Raw genomic sequence first — 14230 nt, 5'->3', positions numbered from 1 at the left:
GGAATAGGGTAGCCGGTCACGCTGGAGGACGTGACCGGCGGAAAGCAGCGGCGGGATTATTCCGCTGCCATCGGGAACGAGTGTTCGTTCTTGTCCTCTGAGGTTTCAGCCTCACCCTCTGCGTCGGGGTCAGACGCGATCCGAACGTGAGGCGGAAGCCAACCGCTGTCCTTGATGGACTTGGCGGCATACTCCGCAGCCTCACCCTTCTTCATGTTGCCGACACCCGCGGCGAAATCCTCGCCGCGCACCTCGGCAACAACGGCTTGAATGGTCGGCCTGTTGACGTGGCTGAAATAGCTTTCCGCCGTAGTCTCAAACCAGTCATGCATGTCCACGTTCAATGCGCGGCCCATCTGGTCGGCATGGGCCAGCGCTTGGCTGCGACTGCTGAACTTCTTCTCAACCGCATTGACGGAATGGGCGGCGGCATAGGCCAGAAGCTGCAACAATTCGCTTTGTGATTGATCCATCAGCCATTCCCAAAGGTCAGCAGGATCGCCGGGAAGCCGATGCCCATAGTTTTCCTCAAGGCTTCCCCACGCCTCAAGGGCCTTGTTCTCGGCGGGACGCTTCATCGAACCGTCCAGCACTTCATGGGTGACAGAGATTTCAAGCGCGCTCTGGTGGCCGGGAATGCCCCATGCCGTACGGTACTGCACCTTGAGCAGTATCGCGTGGACGACCGCCACAAGCGCAATGTCGGGATTGTTCCCCAGCTCGACACGAAGTGCCGCCGTCTTCTGAGCGGTCAGGTCTTCAATCAATGCGGCTGAATGGGTCAGCCCCGTAGATTTCGAAGCGCCGTCAGCCTCCTCGGTCGCCCCGCCTTGCTTCCCTTCCGTGGCCTCGGCCTTCTTCTTGTCCTCGTCGCGGACAAGGCCTCTCAGCACCGACAACTTGCCCCAATGGTCGATTGTGACGATTGCCCCTGCCATTGCGAGGTCTTCGCTGCGATAGGCTTCTTCGCGCTTCTGCAGGACGGCGATTTCCTGCTCGACGGCGGACAAGGCGGCCTCTGCACCTTCATCCTCCTGATCCGCATCGATCTGCGCCGCCAGTTCGTCATAACGCTCAGTCAGTGCGTCAAGCTTGGCTTGATCCTCGTCGCTGAGGTCCACGCGCTGCGGGTAAACCCGGGCCATCTGATAGATGTTATCCGGCTGCTGAGCGCACCACTCGACCCATTTCCAGCCTTCGGCCTTCACAGCTTCCGCCTCGACCTCCAACTTCTCGGCAACCAGCTTTTCAAGCAAGCCGCTATCGCATGCAAAGCCTCCTCCCTGCTCGGCAAACAGGTCGCGGCGCACTGGACCGCCAGCCGCCTCATAAACCTCTAACCCGCCGATCAGCGCGAGCCGCTTGTCGCTTGCGGGGACTTCATCCACGGCGAGACGGCGCTTGATTGTGTTGGCGCTGCGATCCCATGAGGGGAGGGCATTCCACACCTCTTCCTGTCGAGCGTGATCGTCGGTGATGGTGAAGGCGGCAAGCTGCTCAAAGGTCATATCCTCGGCGCGGAACGCCGCGAACAAGACAGGGGAAACCTTCGCCAGCGCAAGACGGCGGTTGACGATGATTTCGGTTGTCCCGAACCGGGCGGCGATGTCCTTGATTGACTTGCCCTCATTGAACAACGCTCTGAATGCCTCGAACTGGTCGGCGGGGTGCATCGCCTCCCGCATCACGTTCTCGGTCAGGCTTAATTCCGTGGCGTCACCCGCCTCCCGGACAATGACATTCACAGCGTAGTCAGCCGTGATCTCGCCCCGTTCGGCCAGAAGATTGAGGGCTGCAAGGCGGCGACCGCCAGCGGTTACGAGGTATCTTCCCTTGGATGCCTTGCGCACCACAAGGTTTTGGATGACGCCATTGGCGAGGATCGAGGCCGACAGGCTCTCGATGCTCTCCTTGGTGTAAGTCTTGCGGACGTTCTTCGGGTCTGCGTCCAGCTTGTTCAATGCTATCGCGATGATGTTGCTCATGGTCTCTTGCTCCAGTTTTTCCCGTTTCCCTTGGGAGCAAGCCCCGCTAGTGGGCGAAGCCTCTGCCTTCGTTTTCGAAGGATGTGCCCCCACATCCGGCGGAACGAAGGGGGAGGGCGCAGCCCGCTCCCGTTAGGACGCGGATCGGGTCATGGGGCGGGAGGAAGGAAAAACGGAAGGTTTGCCGGCTTGACGGCGAAAGCCGTTTTTCCTGACGAGCGACAGCGCCTGCGCGCTTGCCCATTGGCGCGATTGGCGACCTATCGTAAGAGCGGTACAGGGTAGGATCCATGGGCGGCCGATCCCGGCCGCTCCTTGCGGATGCGAACCGGCGACGCCGGTTCTCCGTCTTCACCAGGTTATAAAACGATGGATCTGCCCGCTGCGCTCCGAGTGATGAGCGCTCCGCTCCTCGGGCAGCTCTCCATTTCAACTTGATTCAATGTGTCGATAGCGGCGGTTAGCCGCTCGGCTCGGATCGATCGGCGCCAGTCCGAGATCCGAGAAGGGCAATGAAGAACATCGGAGCTTTCAGCATAGCGCCGCCCCTCCTTCAGGGGCGGGAAAGCGGGGATTCTCGACACGGTTTTGACGAAGAAGGGAAGCCGCAGGAGGCTTAGCATAGCGCCGCGAAGCGGAAGCCGGGACCGACTTCCCCCGGCAAAACCGTTCCTTGCCTCTACAGCCTGGGCGTTGCGTTCATGATGTAGTGGGCGATCTGAAACAGCTGTTCAACAGTCGCAGCCAGGTCAGCAGAGGCTTGCTGGATCTCTGGCGGTTGGGACGGATCGCCGGCGAGATCGCCAGCCTTGGCGATGATATCCTCGCAAGGATCTGCGATACTGTGAATGAGCTTCAGCAGCTCCTGGGCGGTTGCCTGATCCACCAGTGCCTGTCCTACGTCGTTTCCGGGCACCGAAACCCTATGGAGCAAGCGGACGGAGGTCCAGAGGCTTCCTAAGCGGGTTGTTAAGCTGTCTCTGCTGAAATGGCGGAATGGTAAAAGGACCGCGAAAGCCGCCAAAACCGCTTCTGACGGAAGATAAGGCGCCGCTGCGAAGCGGACGCCTGAGACCTCGCGACCCTGAACAGCCGCGCCTCCTGTTCGATCCCATGCCGGATCGCGTCGAACCTTGCCTAGCCGTCTTGAAGAACCGCCCGCCGAAGGGGCCTGAATGGTCCTACGATATCAAGTGGGACGGCTACCGGATTTCTGTCCACCGGGAGCTATCCAAGGTGAGGATCCTGACACGCGGCGGCTTTGACTGGACGGAAAGATTCCCGGCCATTGCGTCAGCGGCGGCCGCTCTTGGTCCGGCGACATTCATCCTCGATGGTGAAGCCGTCGTGCTCGACGAGATGGGGCGATCAGACTTCGGGCTGCTGCAGGGCTCGCTTGGGGGCCGGACCGGAAAACACCCGGCTGCAACCGCGCTCATGTTCGCGTTCGATCTCATGTACCTCGACGGCCATGATCTGCGTAAGCTGGAGTTTGCTGCACGGCGGCACATCCTTGAGGATCTGCTTGATGAGGCCACAGGGGCGATCCGCTTGTCCGAGGAAATCAACGAGGATCCCGAAAGGCTGATCGAACACGCTTGCGCGCTGGGCCTGGAAGGCATCATCGGCAAGCATCGTGATCGCCCCTACAGACCGGGCAAGACTGGCGACTGGATTAAGATCAAGTGCGTCCAGCGCGAAAGCTTTGCCATCCTCGGCTATGAACTGTCGTCAGCTATGCCAGATGGCTTTGGAAGCCTCCTTCTCGGAGCTCTCAGAGGAGGTGAGTACGTCTATGTCGGAAGTGTCGGAACTGGCTTTAAACATCAGCAAGCGCGAGCGTTGCGAAAGCAGCTCGACGAGCTGAAAACGAACAAGCCGGTGATCCGCTTCAAAGAGAAGACCCGCATCGCGACAGATCCAGGCCTGATCGCTGAGATCGACTTCCGGGGATGGACGTCCGACGGGAAACTGCGCCACGCCTCGTTCAAGGGACTTCGCGACCCTGAAGACGCAGCGGCAGTATATTCGCTCGATGTTGGAGACGCCTAACCGGCAAGATTGGGCGGGGGCATGTTTCTTCTCAGAGCAGCGAGAAGCAGGTCTAGATCCCGATTGGCATCCGCCGCCAGCATGAGGTTGTCCGCAACCTCTGTAATGGCAGAGAGGACTTCCGTCTCCTCCCAACCTCGGCGCATGGCATCCTCTACCAGGTCCTGCAAAACAGTTTCCACCGCCATCTGACACGCGATGTAGCGGCGTTCATCCTTTTCGGGTGGCGCTTTTGGAAAGTCGGTCATGTTCCAGCAAATATGCTTCCTGCGGGCGCGTGCAAGGCCGCGGGTTCGGGATCACGACGGATAGGCCGCACCCTGCAGGGCAGGGTGCGGCCGTGCTTCACTGAGGCTTGTTGTCGTTTCCGGCCTTGCTGTTGAGCTCGACTTGATAGCTGAACTCGACCTTGGCGATGAGCGGAAGCATCACGGCGATGGAGAACCGAAGTTGGCCCTTGTGGGACAGCTTCGCGATTTGCCGGTTGATGAACTGGCGAAGGCGACGGCCGGTTTTCTGGCAGAAGGTTACGAGCGTTTTCATCAGAGGTTCCTCCTTAGTGGTTGTGCGTAATCGCGAAGCTCGATTACGGCTGGAACCGCCGAGTGCATCGCGAAGCGATCGCAACGGAGCGCAGCGGAGAGGAGAACCCTTTAGGGTTGCACGCCAAGGCGGGGCCCGACGTATTGTGCGCAGCATTAGATTACGTACGGCCACTAAGGAGCGGCCTGAAAACGCGGCCTTCGTAGCCCCGGCCGTCGTCTTTGCCTTCAACCGGCAAATCGTGATCCGGCCGCCAGGTCGGATCTCCATCGCCGTGATGCTGCAGCGGTGGTTGAGCTCACGTCGACGCTCCTAGCCGGAAACGACAACAAGCCTCAGTGAACCGTCCCGCTTGCGGGGCGCCTCCGTCGTGAGGGGGGAAGGGGAGTTTGAAGGGAGGGGCCGAAGGGGGCTCCCCTCGTTGCGGTTGGGTGCCGCTCGATGCGGCGCTCAAGCGCTCCTAAGCCTGGGCGGCCTCGCGCTTGCGCATCAGAAACCGCTTCAGGCTCCATCCGGCTCCCAAGATGTAGGGTGGCCGCCCAAGAGAGTAGTGCCCGCAATTCAGCCGCAGCACGCTCACTCTGGCTCCGGCATTCTGCAGCCGCTTCAGCAGGCGTTCTGACAGGCCCGGTAAAACAACCGTGTCCCTCGATGCCAGGATGACATGAATTTCGAGGCTTGGCCGCGCCAGCCTGTCTGCATGGTCTTCAAGATCGAGTGGTGCCCACGCTCGTTGAAGCTGGGCAAGCGCAAGATGCGGCTCGAGACTCTTCCGGATCGAACGGGTTGCGCGCCCGGTCCATACCATTTCGGCAAGGCTTCCTGCCGTGAGGAAGAGTGACGCCCGAGAAACGGCGGTCTCATGCGCCGCGACCAGTCCGGCTATCCAGGAACCAAGACTCATCCCGAGGACAGAAACATCCCGATACCCCTCGCGCTTTAGCCAGCGGATAAGCTTGCGCCCGTCCCATACAGCCTGTCTGACGGCCTGCACCGTTCGGCCGAGATTGGCGCTGAGCATGTAATCGGCATAGAGCGAGCCCGGGCGCTTGCGCTCCAAGTGGTAAGGCATGGCGATCTCGATAACCGTGATCCCTTGCCAGGAGAGGAACCCGGCAATCTGCCGGTTCCGACTTTCGGCGTTCCAGTGATGGAAGATCACCACCGCCTTATCGCGTTTTCCGCTCTCCGTGATCCTGGCCCACACGATGTTGTTTTCCGCGACATCCGTTGAGATGTCCGAAGGGAATTTCAGCCAGCCATCCCGCAGCTCAAAGGTTTGGTCGCTTGAATCAGGCGGATCAAAGAAACCCGGATCAGCGGCGGCCGTTTCCGCGAGTACGCAGAACTCCTCTAGCGTTTCAGCCGCTCCCATGCCGGGGAATGCACGATCGGCGTCCAGAATGAGGTCCGTGGTCTCCTTGGCCTCTTCGCCACGTTGGGCGCGGCCCTCGTCCCAACGATCGAGCCAGCTATGAAACATGGCTGTCGCCTTCCATATCGCCGGCTCGCCAGCCGGATCCAAACTCTGGATCAAATAGCCCGTATGTGGCGATCAATGCGGCGACAATCAGCAGAACCGAGAAGCCGTCAAAGGCATCGATCGTCAGATACGAGATCAGGAGCAGTCCGATCGCGGAAGACATCTTCCACAAGGGCGCTCGCAGACGTCTGTCACTGCCCAGCCGGATCGCTCCATACAGGAAGACGCTGCAGGTCGATATTGCGACGAGGAGGCTGCTGTAGTGGGTTGGCATTCGATAGCCGAAGATATGATCGCCGTCATCGTAGTTGGTGAGGGCAGCCCACACATCGCGAACGATCCACGTTATGATGTCGGGGCCTTGTGAAGCGAGATAGGCGCTCTGCGCTTTCATGCAGATGGCGGCCAGGACGACGAGAACTGTGCATCGGAACACCCCCCGCATGATCCTCAGAGCGGCCTCACTGACCCCCGGCCCTGATGCCTGATCAATCCGAAGCGTCGCTTGGCTATCGAGCTTCCAAAGATCATGGATGATCGTATGCAGAATGATCAGGCCCGCGAAGAGCAGGTAGAAGGTGACGGACATATAGAGGTAGGCGAGGGCGGTGAAGACGATGGCCGCCGGGGTCGAGATTATGTCAGGCCGTATGATGCCAATCGTCCCCCAACTCGGGGCAAAATCCTGCGCCTGTTCTAACAGCGGGATCAGCTGCACCCCAATCCATTGAGCCAGGCCGGCAAACAAGATGCAGATCAGGAAAACCGCCCAATAGGTATGGGAGTTCGCCTGCAGGTTTTGAATCCAGGCATCCCCGCTTTGAGGTCGATCGGCATGTGCCAGAAACCTTGGACGTGCATCATGTTTCCAGAAAACCAGAAGCTCGATGACTATGGCGAAGAACAGCGGCAGCAGCACCATGAAGAGGAAGGTCCAGTTCGGCGCCCACAGAAAGCCGACCTGTTTTTCGATACCGTCCTCGCGCATATAGGTGATGGTGTGGATCCCAAGGATATAGGACAGGAACCCAAGCGCGGACGAACCGGCGAAGACCGAAGACGGCAAATTCAAGTGTGATCCGTGAGAGAAAATCGCCTCAGTCCTGATCGCCAAACCAGATGGCCGCTCCGTCGACATAGGTTGAAGATCCACCGAGACGACCGGCGTTAGCGGAATCTGGTTTGCGGCTGGCGCCGGCATGTCCGGCACTCGCGAAGTAGCTGCGCCGCCAGTCTTCTTGTTACCCCGTCGCTTGGCAGTCAGGCGAGCTTGCGCTGCACTAAGCTCCTTCATCCAATCATTCGTCGCCTCCTTGTCGCCGCAACCAAAGATGCGTGCGAGCCAGAGAATGTTGGTGGTGCTGATGCCCTTGTCGTTCTCCTGAAACCAGAGCTGGACCGTGCGGAGATCCACCCCGCCGCGATTGGAGTCGATCTTTGAAATGGCATCCGCCAGCAGTTCCGGCGTCCAGGGACCTTGCGGAAAACCATCATCACCCAAGGGCCGACCGGCTCCTGCAGCGGCCATCTGCTTGAACAGCTCCTTGAAATCGCTTCCGTCGTTAGGCGGCGCGACAAAAATCTTACCGTTTTTTTCCAATGACTTGCAGGCCCGGATTTCGTTTCGTTTCGCATCCTATCGTGCGTTTCGTCAGGTTCAATGGTCTTAAAGCCCCTCCAATGCAACTTGATCGGTGAGGCATCCACCATGCTACTGTCGTTATCCAGTTCGCGTTCGTCGCATCGGGCAACAGCCACTCTGCGCACAAGCTTTACCTCGGACGAGCTGTCGTCCAAGCACGTTGGAACGGAAACCGCAGGTAGTGCGACTGGAGAAGGCCCCTCGCTTCGTGAGTTGATCGATCAGCACTCGGCAGCCGTTCAAGGGGGGAAAAAAGCGACGGCACGCCGCTTGGCAATCATCAATTACAAGCCAAAGGGAGAGGGAGAAGCCAACCTGAAGCTGACCTATCTCGCGGCCTATCTGATTGCGACAAAAAGCACGCTTTCCGCCAAGGAAATGAGTTCATTGCTGGCGGATCGCCCGGTTCGATCAACCTCCTGAGCGAGATGATCAAAGAGCCGCCAACGGCGGCAGCATGCCGGGCGGGAGGGGAGCCGAGGGGAGGGGCATGGGCTCCCTTCGGGCGGACCGCAGCCCGCTCGATGCGGCCAGGTTCGCAACTGCCAAAATGGCTACGGGGCCATTTCTTCCGAACCAGCCCCGCAACAAAGCATCCAACAATTGTCAGCGTACCAATCCTAGCCGCTCGCCAAGGCTTGGCGGCGTCGGCGTTCCCGCTTCCTTTGTCATGGCGACGATGGCGTTCTGTGACAGCCCTTCGATCTCATAGCCAAAACGGCGCGCGCTCTCGATGATCGATTCTAGGCTTGGGTGCTGCTCAAGATGCGTCCCGAACCATAGGGCATATTCGTCGGTTTCCTCATCGGGAAACGCCTGCAGAAAGAAGGTGCGCAACGGCGGATCATAGCCGATTACGACGTTCTCGTCGGTCTCTTCGTCGATTTTCGCGGTCACGGTGTAGCGGCTCAATGGTGTCCCTCCTGATGTCGGGCCGCATCGAAATGCGGCCCAGGTCCTATTTGAACAGCGGCATTGACCGCTTGTTGGTCAGGTTGGCGCGGTCGGTCTCAAAGCGGTAGCCGTCCCAATCCTTCCACGCTTCCCAACCTGCCGCGGTGGCGCGCCCATACCAGACGCGCACCTTGACCTTATTGTTTCGAAGGTCCTCGACAACCTCAACCGTGTGGCTCCCTCCTAAACCGGAGGGCGTGTCGAACACCTCAACGCTTCGGCGCTGGCCGTTGCTTTTCATGCTTCGCCTCCTACAGCCGGAAATGGGCAACCAAGCCCTGATTGGCTCGGTGGCTTGCCAGTGCATAGGCGCACGCCTGCGCCAGAAGGTCGGGATTCTCTGTCATGCCCGACTTCGCGCGTCCCTTGATGTCGGCTTTCAAGTCGTCATCGCTGGTTCCAACGTGCATGTTTCCGACAATCCAGCGCAATTGCGCATAGGGGATCTCGTCAACACGCCGAACAGGCAAGGCCGAAATCAGGCCCTTGCGCTGACTGGCTGCCTCTCCGGCCTCACTTGCCTCCTTCTTGGTCGGGAAATAGGCTTTCACCAGTTGGCGGCGCTGCGCGTCGGCGGCGCTCATGAAAGCGTTCGAGCCGTCTTCTTGGGTGTATAGGCTCCAGTCGGCGGCACTGCCGCCGAACATGGCGTCTCCTCGGCCGGAAAACTCCATGACTGTAAAGATTTGCTCATTCATGTGGGGATCCTCTGTTTTCCGGGGCTGATCAAGCGGCGCTGTCGCCGCTGATCGATTTCAAGACGCACTTGGCCGCATAGCGTCCGGCCTCGTTCAAGTTGCGCTGCCAAGCCCCCTGCGACGGCGACCAGCGGAACCCTTGAGATTTCAGGGTGCGCCGCGTCTGTTCGTCCGGCTTGCCGGGAAACAGCAACTGAATGCGGGCCATGTCGGTATTTTCCTTGACCGTGACGGCTCCTGCCTCCGTCTCGACGTCCTCGGCGCGGTCGCCGCTCTTCTTCATCGCAGCAAGCGATGCGAGGCGGGTTTGCATGCGGCGCAGTTCGGCGCGGGTGTTGGTGGTGGAAAAGCCGCGTCGGTTCTGCCACGGGGCAAGGGTAACGCCACGAGATGCCCTCTCCTCGTCCATGCCGGTTTCGGCCACCACACGGGCCAGAATGTCGGCTTCGCTCGCCTGATCCTTCTCCATCCGGCGAATGATGACATTCGCCCGTTTCATCCGGTCGATGGACAGTGCCAGGTCTTCGATCCGCGAGGCGATGCGCTGCATGGCTGCCGGGTCGCCGGAGCGGATCGGCTCGTCATCGGTCCCGTGGGGAAACGCCTTGCGCTTCAATGCTTTTTTCGCAGTCGCGATATGGGCCGAGACGTCAGCACGGCGGGCGTCTGATACTCGCATCCGCTTTTCATTGCGGGCGACGGGAAAGCGGGCAGGTCCGGTGATAAACCAGTTCATGCAACGGCCTTCCGCTGCCCAATACTTGGCGGTCATCTCGACATGACGGCGGGCAAAGGCCTCTAATTCAGCGTCCGGCAGGGGCAGTTTTGCTTGCTCCCACAGCTCCACCATGTAAGCGGCAAAGCCGTTCAGGCGCTCTGCCAGCCCTTCCAGTTCGGAAAGGGTGCGCCGCTCCGGAAAATGAGTAAGGGCATGGAAGCTATGTTCGATGTCCTTCGCCGCGATGGTCGCGGCAAAGGTTCCGGCGAGAATGGACAGGGTGCGGTCCTCGACAACAGCGATGATCATCGGACGACCCCCGCCATGACGGTTGGGTGAGTGCGGGTGATGCGGGTCTGGAACCCGATCAAAGCGCCGCCCAGAATGACCCCATTGGGGGAATGCTCGTCTGCCTTGGCAAAGACCGGATCAAGAACCGGCTTGCAGACGTTCAGGCGGGCCGCTGCTTCCTCAATGCTGATCTGCGGCGGTAGGACATGCGAGCCGTCCAGGCTGGCAAGAACGATCTTTCCAGCCAATGGCTGCGGGTAGCCATCAAAGACAGTGAAAGCGGTCAAGCCGTCGCGCAAACCCTCCTCATCGACGATAAGAACGTGGCTCGTGTCGAATGGCACTACCTCGACAAGCTGGCATCCAATTAGCCCGTAGGTCTGAGAGAACGCGCTAGGTGCTGCGACCTGTGCGGCTTGAATGGTCCCGGCTTCCGGGTCCAGGAGGTAAACGGTTGCGGTTGTGGTCATAGTTCTCACCCTTTCTCCAACTCCGCGAAGCGGTCTTCTCGTGCCCCTCGTGGGCAGGAGCCCCGCTCCTGTTCCCGAGTTCGCGCGGAGCAGCGGGGGAGAGGGTGGCAAGGGGATAAAAACGGAGGGGGTTCGCCCGCCCGAGGCAAAGCCGAAGGGGCGGCGCGTCAGCGGCGCTCCTGCACAAAGCGCTGCCCCAAGGCTGCGCGAAGGAAGGACGGGGAGACCGTTTTTTCCCCTTGTGAGGGAGAGGGGGCGGCGCTCCTCTTTCCCTCATCGATGAGACTGACAGGACGCCTCCGGCGTCACTGCTTCATCGTGACGTAAACCGGACAAATCATCCTGATGCTGATGACTGTGAAGAGCTTTGGGAGAGTGGAGAGGCCGCCCCGATCAGGCGGGGCGGCCTCCGTAGGCACGCGACAAGAAAGGGCTAGAGACTTGCCACGACCTGACTTGATCAGTAGCCAATATGGGTCGATCGGGAGAGGCTGTAAATGTCGGTACCGATTTTTGCCCAAGATGCATGTGATTGAAGGCGAAGCCGCAGCGCAACCGATCATCACCCGAATGGGCGGAGACAGCGCCTGCTGGCTCCGTGCCGAAGGCATAGAGCGGGGTCGCAAAGCGATGCGCTAAAGTAGCTATTCAGGGTAGACTTTCGAGGTGCCATCTTTATTTGTTCCAGAGGAATAACGATTAATTTCCAGTGTGGTTGGTGGCAATGGCAGGTTTCGGACTCGAGCAGTGGGTAAGCTATCTCGGACTTGAACGCGTTGTAGACCCAGACAAAGATCATCCGGTTTATCGCAAACGGCTCAATGGCAAGATCATCGATCTCAGGCAACTGGATCTGCTTGTCGCGCAAAGGCTCAGAGACCTGCGAACCGATCGACAACTTGCGCAAGCCAAAGTCGCTATGCTGCTAGGGCTGAAGGAGGCTACCTACGCCCGCTACGAAACCGCCTCCTCCTTGATGACAGTCGGACGCCTGCTCCACGTTTTCGAAGTCCTGAATATCACCCCGGAAGAGTTCTTCGATCCTTTCGTCAAAGAACGGCCCCCTCAATCCGAAGGCAACTCACAGGAAGCAGAGAGAAACAAGCTGATGGAAGAAACGGTCGGCCACCTGCAGAAGCTCGACGAAACGGCCTTGAAGATGGTGCATGACCTTGTGCTTGCTATGGAGCCCCGGACGATCGAGAAGCAGAAAGGGAATGGCGCGGCGAAAGCCGCGCCATAACTTGCACTCAATGGGTTGGCTCTGGTTTCCGCCGCGCGCCGGCCGCCATTGGCGAATAGCCGGCGCTCATGCGGCGTCCTTCCCCCCCTTCTGGCGAAGGCACCGCTCGGATCGATCGGCGCCAGTCCGAGATCCGAGAAGGACAATGAAGAACATCGGAGCTTTCAGCATAGCGCCGCTCCTCCTTCAGGGGCGGGAAAGCGGGAATTCTCGACACGGTTTTGACGGAAGAAGGGAAGCCGCAGGAGGCTTAGCATAGCGCCGCGAAGCGGAAGCCGGGACCGACTTCCCCCGCCAAAACCGTTCCGCATCACCAGGCCAAAAGCAATGTCTAACCATCGGATGTGTGCCGGACCTGACTGCATTCAGTGAAGCGTCGGGGCAGGGTCCGACAGGAGCTTCACCGCGTTCTTCACGACCTTGCGAAGCTTTCGCCAATCGGGAAGGTCGCCTTCATTGACGCGTTCCTCGATCGCCGTCAGGATCCAGCCAACGCAGGCGATATCTTCGACAGCGCGGTATTTATCCGAGCGATGGAAGCAAGCGACAATACGAGGCCGTGCGCCTTCGTCGGTTTTGGGGATCTGCGCAACCAGGTCCTGCGCTTCGCGATAAGCATTGACTACTCTCTTACGTTCATCAGGACCGGCTTGCGTGATCATTCCGACAGTCCAAACCAGCGTTTTCGAAAGGTCGACTACTTCGTCTATCATGGCGTGATCATCCTTCCCGTTGCAACGGATTCAGAAGGGTACCATCCTCTTTCTAGACGCGCAAAGAGCAGATCTGCAGCTTTTGATCGCGTCGCCTGACGCCTTCATCTGGGAAAGTCCTGATTTGCCGACGGGCTTGCTCTGCGCTATATTCTTTCCTTAGGAGACCGCAAATGCTCTTGAAGAAGTTTGACGAGAACAAGGAAGCCCTGAAGCAGATCGGCCGCGAAGCGATTGCCGAGAGCCGTCGCTTGGGACTGCCGATCTCCGCTCGTGACCTCCAGAATGAGGCCGAGGATCAGGCAACATTTGAGCAGAGAAAGCGCATTTCTGCCGCCTGAGGTCGTCACTCTTTGTCCCAGCCAACCTGTATCGTTCTTGGCGGTCCCAACGGATCGGGCAAGTCATCGGCGTATGCCAAGCTGCAGCTCGACGGTGCTTGGGTCAACGCTGATGAGATTGCCAAACAGCTCACAGGATCCAGGGATGGCCGGGCAGCCGCCATGGCAGCGGGGAGGGCGGCTCTCATGAAGATCCGTGAGATGATCGAGACCCGGCAGTCGTTCGTCTTTGAGACCACCTTGAGCAGCCAACAGTCAATCAATCTGATGAGCCGAGCCCAGGCGACTGGGTACTATGTCGGCCTCTACTACGTCGCCCTGGATTCAGTTGAGCTCAACATCGAACGTGTTCAGCGTCGGGTAGAGAAGGGCGGCCACGACATTCCGGAAGACATCATCCGACGGCGCCATGAAGGATCGCTGCGGATGCTGTCTAGCGCCCTCAGATACGCTGATGAGGCGCTGCTGATAGACAACAGCGGTATCGAGCCCCGGGAGATTTTCCGCGTCTGTGCTGGCGTGATCGTCGGGTCTGACGTTGATCGTCGCAATCCGCTGCACAGGCTGTTCGAAGGTCGTGTTATGGAAGCCTATGACGTCGTAAGGGTAGGGGAGACGTACCGTCTTCGAACCGCGATCGAGTAGGGGCTGGTGCCCTGGATGAAGGGTACCGTGTAACAGCGCAATAATACCCAACGCGCCGGCATTGGAACGAGCCGCCCTAGTGGGGCGGCTCGGCGCTGATCAATGCCTTGAATGCGGCCTCTTCCTCGGCAAGCTTCGCTTCGGCCGCCGCCAGCTCAGCTGCGATCTGCTGACGCTCGGCCTGGTCGAATGACGCTGCAAGTTCGGCGCGCAGTTCGTTGATGTGGTCGTAAGTGGTCATCGTCGGCTCCTTTGAATGAAAACAAAGGTGCGGGACCGACAAGCGAGGGTTTGGGTCAATGACCGCCATAGGCGGCCTGCGGGGCGTGGGGGAGCCGATTTCGTTGCGCAGCGGCGAAATTGATGATGTGGACGGCCCTCCGAACCCGTCGCGCGAGATGCTAAGATCATTCTGCGCAACTCAGAGAAGGAACCGTGTCATGACTTTCGAG

At 59.5% G+C, this 14230-nt stretch carries 18 protein-coding genes; 5 read left to right on the top strand and 13 right to left on the bottom strand.

Annotated features, from left to right (window positions below; translation table 11 throughout):
- Positions 1 to 56: 56 nt before the first annotated feature.
- Together GGR23_RS20935 and GGR23_RS20930 are read right to left on the bottom strand one after the other, a co-directional pair.
- Positions 57 to 1985, bottom strand: a complete 1929-nt coding sequence (locus tag GGR23_RS20935; protein ID WP_183368298.1) for a ParB/RepB/Spo0J family partition protein — start codon at positions 1983 to 1985, stop codon at positions 57 to 59.
- A 679-nt stretch (positions 1986 to 2664) separates the two neighbouring features.
- The gene (locus GGR23_RS20930; protein ID WP_037094711.1) at positions 2665 to 2871 is read right to left on the bottom strand and encodes a hypothetical protein; all 207 of its coding nucleotides are present in this window, start codon (positions 2869 to 2871) and stop codon (positions 2665 to 2667) included.
- Positions 2872 to 2981: 110 nt separating this feature from the next.
- On the opposite strand from GGR23_RS20930, the gene ligD reads away from it, so the two are divergent.
- Positions 2982 to 4037, top strand: a complete 1056-nt coding sequence (gene ligD / locus GGR23_RS20925; RefSeq protein ID WP_183368297.1) for a non-homologous end-joining DNA ligase — start codon at positions 2982 to 2984, stop codon at positions 4035 to 4037.
- On the opposite strand, the gene GGR23_RS20920 is transcribed toward ligD, so the two are convergent.
- The 4 genes from GGR23_RS20920 to GGR23_RS20905 form a co-directional block, all read right to left on the bottom strand.
- Positions 4034 to 4285 carry a hypothetical protein gene (locus tag GGR23_RS20920; RefSeq protein ID WP_183368296.1) on the bottom strand — a complete coding sequence of 84 codons (252 nt, stop codon included), beginning with the start codon at positions 4283 to 4285 and terminating at the stop codon, positions 4034 to 4036. The two genes, ligD and GGR23_RS20920, sit on opposite strands and share 4 nt — an antisense overlap.
- A 97-nt stretch (positions 4286 to 4382) precedes the next feature.
- Positions 4383 to 4580, bottom strand: coding sequence for a hypothetical protein (locus GGR23_RS20915; protein ID WP_052642493.1), 198 nt, complete (start codon positions 4578 to 4580; stop codon positions 4383 to 4385).
- Positions 4581 to 5040: 460 nt separating this feature from the next.
- Positions 5041 to 6063 carry an alpha/beta fold hydrolase gene (locus GGR23_RS20910; protein ID WP_183368295.1) on the bottom strand — a complete coding sequence of 341 codons (1023 nt, stop codon included), beginning with the start codon at positions 6061 to 6063 and terminating at the stop codon, positions 5041 to 5043.
- Positions 6053 to 7663 carry an RcgA family putative transporter gene (locus GGR23_RS20905; protein WP_183368294.1) on the bottom strand — a complete coding sequence of 537 codons (1611 nt, stop codon included), beginning with the start codon at positions 7661 to 7663 and terminating at the stop codon, positions 6053 to 6055. The genes GGR23_RS20910 and GGR23_RS20905 overlap by 11 nt, the downstream gene beginning before the upstream one ends.
- 108 nt (positions 7664 to 7771) lie before the next feature.
- Here GGR23_RS20905 and GGR23_RS20900 point away from each other — a divergent pair, with 108 nt between their 5' ends.
- Positions 7772 to 8128, top strand: coding sequence for a hypothetical protein (locus GGR23_RS20900; protein ID WP_246365970.1), 357 nt, complete (start codon positions 7772 to 7774; stop codon positions 8126 to 8128).
- 183 nt (positions 8129 to 8311) lie between these two features.
- Here GGR23_RS20900 and GGR23_RS20895 read toward each other — a convergent pair whose 3' ends face one another.
- From GGR23_RS20895 to GGR23_RS20875, 5 genes are read right to left on the bottom strand one after another with little or no spacing between them, the layout of a single operon-like run.
- A complete protein-coding gene (locus GGR23_RS20895; RefSeq protein WP_183368293.1) occupies positions 8312 to 8617 on the bottom strand; it encodes a hypothetical protein in 306 nt (101 codons plus the stop codon).
- A gap of 46 nt (positions 8618 to 8663) precedes the next feature.
- Positions 8664 to 8900: a hypothetical protein gene (locus tag GGR23_RS20890; protein WP_183368292.1), complete on the bottom strand. Its 237-nt coding sequence runs from the start codon at positions 8898 to 8900 to the stop codon at positions 8664 to 8666.
- A gap of 10 nt (positions 8901 to 8910) precedes the next feature.
- Positions 8911 to 9357 (bottom strand): hypothetical protein, encoded by a 447-nt coding sequence (locus tag GGR23_RS20885; RefSeq protein ID WP_133676216.1) that lies wholly within the window; start codon positions 9355 to 9357, stop codon positions 8911 to 8913.
- A 28-nt stretch (positions 9358 to 9385) separates the two neighbouring features.
- Positions 9386 to 10384 carry a hypothetical protein gene (locus GGR23_RS20880; protein ID WP_246365968.1) on the bottom strand — a complete coding sequence of 333 codons (999 nt, stop codon included), beginning with the start codon at positions 10382 to 10384 and terminating at the stop codon, positions 9386 to 9388.
- Complete coding sequence (locus GGR23_RS20875; protein ID WP_183368291.1) at positions 10381 to 10836, bottom strand: DUF3846 domain-containing protein; 456 nt, start codon at positions 10834 to 10836, stop codon at positions 10381 to 10383. The genes GGR23_RS20880 and GGR23_RS20875 overlap by 4 nt, the downstream gene beginning before the upstream one ends.
- A gap of 724 nt (positions 10837 to 11560) precedes the next feature.
- On the opposite strand from GGR23_RS20875, the gene GGR23_RS20870 reads away from it, so the two are divergent.
- Complete coding sequence (locus GGR23_RS20870; protein ID WP_183368290.1) at positions 11561 to 12079, top strand: helix-turn-helix domain-containing protein; 519 nt, start codon at positions 11561 to 11563, stop codon at positions 12077 to 12079.
- Positions 12080 to 12444: 365 nt separating this feature from the next.
- On the opposite strand, the gene GGR23_RS20865 is transcribed toward GGR23_RS20870, so the two are convergent.
- Positions 12445 to 12792 carry a hypothetical protein gene (locus tag GGR23_RS20865; RefSeq protein WP_062553350.1) on the bottom strand — a complete coding sequence of 116 codons (348 nt, stop codon included), beginning with the start codon at positions 12790 to 12792 and terminating at the stop codon, positions 12445 to 12447.
- A gap of 173 nt (positions 12793 to 12965) precedes the next feature.
- On the opposite strand from GGR23_RS20865, the gene GGR23_RS20860 reads away from it, so the two are divergent.
- Positions 12966 to 13133, top strand: coding sequence for a hypothetical protein (locus tag GGR23_RS20860; RefSeq protein WP_165222187.1), 168 nt, complete (start codon positions 12966 to 12968; stop codon positions 13131 to 13133).
- A gap of 12 nt (positions 13134 to 13145) precedes the next feature.
- Complete coding sequence (locus GGR23_RS20855; protein ID WP_152508047.1) at positions 13146 to 13778, top strand: ATPase; 633 nt, start codon at positions 13146 to 13148, stop codon at positions 13776 to 13778.
- A 76-nt stretch (positions 13779 to 13854) separates the two neighbouring features.
- Here GGR23_RS20855 and GGR23_RS20850 read toward each other — a convergent pair whose 3' ends face one another.
- A complete protein-coding gene (locus GGR23_RS20850) occupies positions 13855 to 14019 on the bottom strand; it encodes a hypothetical protein (RefSeq protein ID WP_183368289.1) in 165 nt (54 codons plus the stop codon).
- Positions 14020 to 14230 lie beyond the last annotated feature (211 nt).

It is taken from the genome of Gellertiella hungarica, assembly GCF_014197145.1.
GTDB lineage: Bacteria > Pseudomonadota > Alphaproteobacteria > Rhizobiales > Rhizobiaceae > Gellertiella > Gellertiella hungarica.
This window is presented reverse-complemented; position numbering and strand designations above follow the sequence as displayed.

Excerpts from the sequence above, each read along its gene's own strand:
- GGR23_RS20860 (WP_165222187.1), top strand. The coding sequence starts at position 12,966 with ATGCTCTTGAAGAAGTTTGACGAGAACAAGGAAGCCCTGAAGCAGATC.
- GGR23_RS20900 (WP_246365970.1), top strand. The coding sequence starts at position 7,772 with ATGCTACTGTCGTTATCCAGTTCGCGTTCGTCGCATCGGGCAACAGCC.
- GGR23_RS20915 (WP_052642493.1), bottom strand. The coding sequence starts at position 4,580 with ATGAAAACGCTCGTAACCTTCTGCCAGAAAACCGGCCGTCGCCTTCGC.
- GGR23_RS20910 (WP_183368295.1), bottom strand. The coding sequence starts at position 6,063 with ATGTTTCATAGCTGGCTCGATCGTTGGGACGAGGGCCGCGCCCAACGT.
- GGR23_RS20885 (WP_133676216.1), bottom strand. The coding sequence starts at position 9,357 with ATGAATGAGCAAATCTTTACAGTCATGGAGTTTTCCGGCCGAGGAGAC.
- GGR23_RS20935 (WP_183368298.1), bottom strand. The coding sequence starts at position 1,985 with ATGAGCAACATCATCGCGATAGCATTGAACAAGCTGGACGCAGACCCG.
- GGR23_RS20865 (WP_062553350.1), bottom strand. The coding sequence starts at position 12,792 with ATGATAGACGAAGTAGTCGACCTTTCGAAAACGCTGGTTTGGACTGTC.
- GGR23_RS20850 (WP_183368289.1), bottom strand. The coding sequence starts at position 14,019 with ATGACCACTTACGACCACATCAACGAACTGCGCGCCGAACTTGCAGCG.
- GGR23_RS20875 (WP_183368291.1), bottom strand. The coding sequence starts at position 10,836 with ATGACCACAACCGCAACCGTTTACCTCCTGGACCCGGAAGCCGGGACC.
- GGR23_RS20890 (WP_183368292.1), bottom strand. The coding sequence starts at position 8,900 with ATGAAAAGCAACGGCCAGCGCCGAAGCGTTGAGGTGTTCGACACGCCC.
- GGR23_RS20870 (WP_183368290.1), top strand. The coding sequence starts at position 11,561 with ATGGCAGGTTTCGGACTCGAGCAGTGGGTAAGCTATCTCGGACTTGAA.
- GGR23_RS20880 (WP_246365968.1), bottom strand. The coding sequence starts at position 10,384 with ATGATCATCGCTGTTGTCGAGGACCGCACCCTGTCCATTCTCGCCGGA.
- GGR23_RS20920 (WP_183368296.1), bottom strand. The coding sequence starts at position 4,285 with ATGACCGACTTTCCAAAAGCGCCACCCGAAAAGGATGAACGCCGCTAC.
- ligD (WP_183368297.1), top strand. The coding sequence starts at position 2,982 with ATGGTAAAAGGACCGCGAAAGCCGCCAAAACCGCTTCTGACGGAAGAT.